General features: G+C 57.3%; 3 protein-coding genes and 1 pseudogene. 1 reads left to right on the top strand and 3 read right to left on the bottom strand.

Annotated elements, in window-relative coordinates:
- Positions 1-505: 505 nt before the first annotated feature.
- The 3 genes from HDG32_RS35835 to HDG32_RS35825 are packed head-to-tail and all read right to left on the bottom strand — an operon-like array spanning position 506 to position 3,560.
- Complete coding sequence (locus HDG32_RS35835) at positions 506-940, bottom strand: hypothetical protein (RefSeq protein ID WP_184074558.1); 435 nt, start codon at positions 938-940, stop codon at positions 506-508.
- Positions 940-2,898: an RICIN domain-containing protein gene (locus HDG32_RS35830; RefSeq protein WP_184074562.1), complete on the bottom strand. Its 1,959-nt coding sequence runs from the start codon at positions 2,896-2,898 to the stop codon at positions 940-942. The genes HDG32_RS35835 and HDG32_RS35830 overlap by 1 nt, the downstream gene beginning before the upstream one ends.
- A gap of 17 nt (positions 2,899-2,915) precedes the next feature.
- Complete coding sequence (locus tag HDG32_RS35825) at positions 2,916-3,560, bottom strand: SCO family protein (RefSeq protein WP_184074560.1); 645 nt, start codon at positions 3,558-3,560, stop codon at positions 2,916-2,918.
- Positions 3,561-5,438: 1,878 nt separating this feature from the next.
- On the opposite strand from HDG32_RS35825, the pseudogene HDG32_RS35820 reads away from it, so the two are divergent.
- Positions 5,439-5,620: pseudogene (locus tag HDG32_RS35820) on the top strand (hypothetical protein); the annotation flags it as partial.

Raw genomic sequence — 5,620 nt, 5'->3', positions numbered from 1 at the left:
TTCCGGAGCACGGCAGCATTCGTAAGCAGAGAGTTCTGATTCATCGAAACCCCAGGGCGGGTGTACGAAAAGGATGGAAGCTCGATTTAATGTGCGGGCGATGCGGCGTTGCCAGATCTCGCTTTTTGTCACGGGACAGCTGAAATCGGACGCACAGGCCGAGTACGTCAGTCCTGCTCGCAAGCGTGCTCGAAATGAATCGTCTTATGGTCTAAAAGAGACTTCCGCCAGATCTGGCGCAGACTTCTAATTTTTCCGCATCCTATGTATTGCGCCAGCAAACAGAAATCGAGTTATTCATAGCAGAAGTCATCGCAGCCTATCTGACGGCTTGCCGCACCTCCGTACGCTGCCGCACATTCGCATTTTTCGCACCAACGGGGTCGTGCGCAATTGCGATGTCACTATTTCGATCATTTCGAACAAGCGCCCGTATAGCGTGAAAACACCGACAAAAGCTGGTGGAGCAAATGGCGCCGAATTCGCGCAACCGCACGCAAAGGTGCTAGCGCTTCGTCACGAAATGCCAGAGCGCCGCACACTCTGTCTCGGATATCCGGTAGTGAGGCATGGCTTTGCGCAACATTACGTTGACCGGGTCGATGCCTTCCCTCAGCGCCCTGCAGAACGTTGCCTGATCGTAACTGCTCGCCGGACCGTCCCTTCGACTCTTCGCAGGAAACAGGTTGCCGGCGGTCAAGGGTGGTGCGAATGCGTCGCCCGAGCCGGTTTGCGAATGGCAGTTCGCACAACGGGTGGTCGAGCCGGGCAACAGACGATCGTCGTCGCGCAATTGCGCCTCAACCGAATGCTGCCCGTTGAAGATCGAACACCCGAGATCGTTCGACTCACAAGGCGGCGCGCCATGCGCGACATACGTGATGTTCGCCAGCGCCAGCGCCAGCGCACGCGCCGCGGTTCGCCGTGACCGTAACGCCATCACTGGATCTGCACCGTGCGCGAAACGCTCGGCACGCCCTTCGCGTTCAGGCCAAACAGCATGTAGTAGCCAGGCACGACGACACCCGGATCGGAAGGAATATTGATCAGATATTCGCCCGCCGTTCCTACCGTGAAAGTCACGGGTACCCGCCGCTGCTCGTTGTTGACCGCGTGGGTCGACGAAGACATGCGCATCAACGCAAAGGCCGTGATGCCACTGCTGCCCGTTACGGCGATCGATGTCCCGAGCTGTGCCGTAGTGGGCGCGGCTGTGAGGGTCGGTCGTGTTGCCGCCGAGCCGTCCGCGTTGAGCAGGTACGGCGGCGTCAGGATTTCGAGGTTCGTATGGTTTGTCGAGCAGCTTCCGCACAGTCCACCGCCACCACTCAGTACGCGACCGTCCGACAACAGCAGTGCGATGCTGTGATAGTTACGCGGCACGGCTTGCGGCGGGAGCACCGAGAAAGTCTTGGTGGTAGGGTCCCACAACTCTGGCGCCAGCACGGCGGTGTCGTCCGAAAACGTTACCGGGTACGCCTCTCCACCCAGGACTACCACCTGACCGTTCGGCAAGACCACGCTGGTGTTGAAGGCGCGGCGGTAATTCATCGGCGTAAGCGTTTGCGTCACCGCGGTGCCGCTGCTGATGTCGATTAGCGTGGCGTCCGCAGTCGCGTTGGAATACTCGTAGCTCGGCGCACCGCCTACAGCCAGGATCTTGCCGATATCGTACATAACGGCGTTGCCGTTCATCGCATCGGCATCGCTGCCCCGGTTGCCGGCAGGCGTCACGCTGCCCGCGCCGGCGGTATCGAACCAGTGCATGGCAACGCTCGGACCGGCGTGGAAGACTCGCCCATTTGCCACCGCAAACAGCCATGCATGATTGTCGGAGCGGAAAATGCCAGCCGCGTCACTCGTGAGGATGTAGTCGCCGAGAATGGCGCTATTGAGCTGCCAACCCGTACTCGGTGACCAGGTTTCGCCGGTCTTGCCGCCCTCGCCTCCGTTCCACGAGCCGCCCACCAGGAATACGTTGCCATTGCTCAACGTTACGCTGCCGTGGTAGGCGCGCGGAATATTCATTAGAGGACCCGACGTCCATTTTCCAGTCGAAGGCGTGTAGAAACTCGTCGCGTCGCTGCTCGAGCCACCAGTGACGTAAATACGGCCATCCGGAAGATTGACGATGCCCGGGCAGAACATATCGTGGCCGGTATTCGTCACGAGAACCTGTTTGCTCGTGCCTGTAGTCGGGTTAAAGATTGCGGTGTATGTGTTGCCGGGGGTGACTTCGCCAGCCGTAAAGTCCAGCTTCTGGTCGGCGGACCACACTACCACGGTGCCATCGGGCAGATTCGCCGCGGCTGCCGGCACGATCGACAGGTTATAGGGTGTAGTCCACTTTGCCGGCAATGTTTTCGCGGTCATGCCGCTGATCTGCCACGTCTGCAGAGCGGTTCCGCTGCAAGGCTGCTGCGTGATCTGCGAGCCCTTCGCCGTGAGGCTGGCAACAGCCAGACACAGGTGACTCTGCGACGCGACAATTGCAAAGCCGCCACCTTGCGGGATCAGCTGAAAGCTTTGATTCGCCTGGCCATTGCAGGTCCACTGGTCCGCCCCAGCGCCGGCGTCTGTGCTGACACCGTAGATGTCGAGGCAAAGGTTGCTGTTGACGTTGACGAACTGATAAAGCCCGTTGTTCTGCGTCAGTGTCCAGTGCTGGTTATTCCCGCCATTGCACGTCCACTCGATAACCGAGGCGCCAGGCGTCTTCGATTCGGCGTTCACATCGGCGCACAAGGTCGTGCCGTTGACGGTGAGCGTGCTCGATGTCTGCGCGTCGGCAGTTGTGGAGAACATCGAAAGCGCCGCCATGAATGTGATTGGCAGCAACGCTTTCACGCACCTGTCGAACAATTGCGAGAGGATTCCAAACGATCGGTTTTGTGACATAGCCTCAGTCCAATAGGTTACACACGCCCTAATGCGCCCAGTACATCGCAAACTTGATCTGCGCGAGGCAGGTCATCACTTCGCCAGCGCAACATTGCGTTCGCGTCGAAGCAGTAGATTTGGGTCGAGTGATCGGCAATGTTGCCGAGTGGCAGGGTGCTGCCCGAAAGCGCTTTGCGCATCCGGTCGACGTCCTGCAACGTCGGCGTGGCCGCCCGCCATTCGGGTCCGGCCTGGAAGCGCATGAGCCATGCGTGCAGCGCGGGCGGCGAGTCGGAAAGCGGATCGATTCCGATCGACACCAACTGAACGGGGTAGCGGTGCTGCAACTGCGATATCCGTTGCTGAACGGTGCTGAACAGCGCACCCTGCAAAGGACAAACTGAAGTGCATCCTGTGTAAATCGTCTGCAACGCAGTCACTTTCTGACGCAACAGATCGGTTAGCAACCGTTTCTGGCCGCTTTGATCGACCAGCCAGAAGTCGTCGAGACGAATGGGCGGCGTGACGAGTCCTACGCTTGCGTGCTGCGCGTATAGCGGAAAAGAAACGCCTGCTAACGCCGCGGCCGATACGCCACGCAGCAGCGCGCGGCGCCTCGGACTTCGGACCGGCGCGCACGCACGCAATGCCGCGTGAGTCGGCGCGTGTTGATGGAACATGACTATGATCTCCCGCAACGTGTAATGGCTCGCAGAACCATTTGTCGCCATCTTTTATTGCGTGTTACCCGCGCGATAATGCGCACGAGTCGCGCGACGGCTACGTTCGCTTTCTAATTGCGAATCAACGGCATTCGGGAGCGTAGCAGAGAACCTTCCGGAAAATGACAGCGTCAGGCCCCCGACTTGCTCCGCTTTGTGAGGTCGGCCACATAACAATGAAACTTCAAAAACTGGGTGTTTTAGAAAGCCCGAGCAAAACCCTATGCCGTCCTGAGATTCGTCGTGAGGCGGCGGAAATGGCGAAGTCGCGAAAATGGATTGCGCGCTCAAACGTGGCGGCAAGACGCGTCAGGCAGGCGGACCAGGTCGGCCTGGCCGAAGAGACTCGGCTGACCGTTACCGAACTGCCAAGCCCTGCTCCTACAACGAAGGGGTTGCCCAACAAGGTCTCAGCATCGGCACGATGGCAAGTCCGCGATGGCGAATAGCAAGCAGCGCCGGTGTTCCGGCGGCTTCGAGTTTCGCCGCGACCACGGCGAGCCATTGCGCGTGTTTCGCTGGCGATGATATGCAGGTTCCGCGCCCCTGGCTCCCGGCTGTCTCCTTGTTCCAAAGCCCAAAGTCAAACCGTGGCAAAATTCGCATTCCGCGATTTATTTGGTGCGAGCGGTGCGGCGCATATAAATGCCTCGGCAGCATTATTTTTCTTTCTAAAACCATACCGAAACATTTAATTGTCATTTAATTAGGTCCCGAGCCATCCGATAAGAACCATACATTGACGGAAATTAAAGCACCCCGACTGTCTAAAAGCGACAAGTAACAATTTTGTAACGGGTTTTTTGTTGTTTTGTGAATCTCGAACTCGGGCGTGAGAACGCGTCTGGATAAGCGTGGGAACGGAGGAGGGACACGTTACCGAGAGGATCACATAGCACAAATTTCGTTGTTACGCTTAGTTACGTCCGATGGCGCAAGATTTGTTTCAATTCTGTACCATTCGTATTCATCAGATCACTCAGGGAAAACCTTATCGATTTTGATTCGATTGGAAAAACTTCGCAATTTGCGGCGAATTACCGAATCTTCCGATTGAAAATGATGAAGCGGGTTTTCAGTAGGATGAAATCTGAAGATTAAAACGTGATTAATGCCCCACGCGAGTGCGGCAGCGGGCGGCTCTTGACAAAAGCCGATCATTATTCAGTTGTACTTCGTGTTGTTGCGTATTTTTTCGTGGCGACGTCCTTCTCACGCGAACGTTGTTCGTTTTAGCGGCCAGGTTCCATCGGCCTTGATAGACAGATGTCCTTCTCCAGCAGACTCTCTCCAAGACTGAAACCGTCATTTCGTCGGCTTCCCCAGATCGCAAAAACTGCTTCGGCGCTTGCATTCATCGCAGGCGTACTAAGCCTTGCAGGTTGTGGCGGTGAAACAAGCGATGATGGCAGCACCGCGTCCGTGACCGCCAACTCCCTGCCTGCCGACACAGTCGCGAACGCGGCTACAGATCCGTACAGCAACGGCGTAGTGCCCCCCGACAATGGCTCTCCGCCGGTTCAGGCGAACGGTCAGCCTTATAACCGCGCCCTGGTGCAACGGGCGGGACAAGGCGATTGAACCGTTTCGCGATGATCGATACGAAACCCGCATATCCCGTGCAAGAGCATTTTCAATCGTGATGTCAGCGACCGTTGACTCACGCGTTTGACGTGTTTGCGTTACGTATGCCATCGCTTCAGGCACTGATGGTCATCGGCAAACGTAATTCCAACGTTCTCGGCCCATCCCCGGACAGTAGCAATTTATAGCTAAGCCATGAAACTCAGACTCTACTCACTATTCGCCGTTTTAGCCCTGTTGTGCGGGCAATCGATGCCAGCGTTCTCCCAGACGACTTCGACCGCCGCCACCGCCAAGCAACTCGCGGCGCTGCAGCCGCCGCCCACCGGAAGCGGAAATGACCGTTTTGCAATGGACGTGAACTGCAATCTCTGGAGTGCGGATCAGACGGCGCTGAACGAATGCTCAAAGGACCTCGATCTGATTGCCGGATT

The sequence above is a fragment of the Paraburkholderia sp. CI2 genome (genome assembly GCF_014201055.1).
Classification (GTDB): Bacteria; Pseudomonadota; Gammaproteobacteria; order Burkholderiales; family Burkholderiaceae; genus Paraburkholderia; species Paraburkholderia tuberum.
This window is presented reverse-complemented; position numbering and strand designations above follow the sequence as displayed.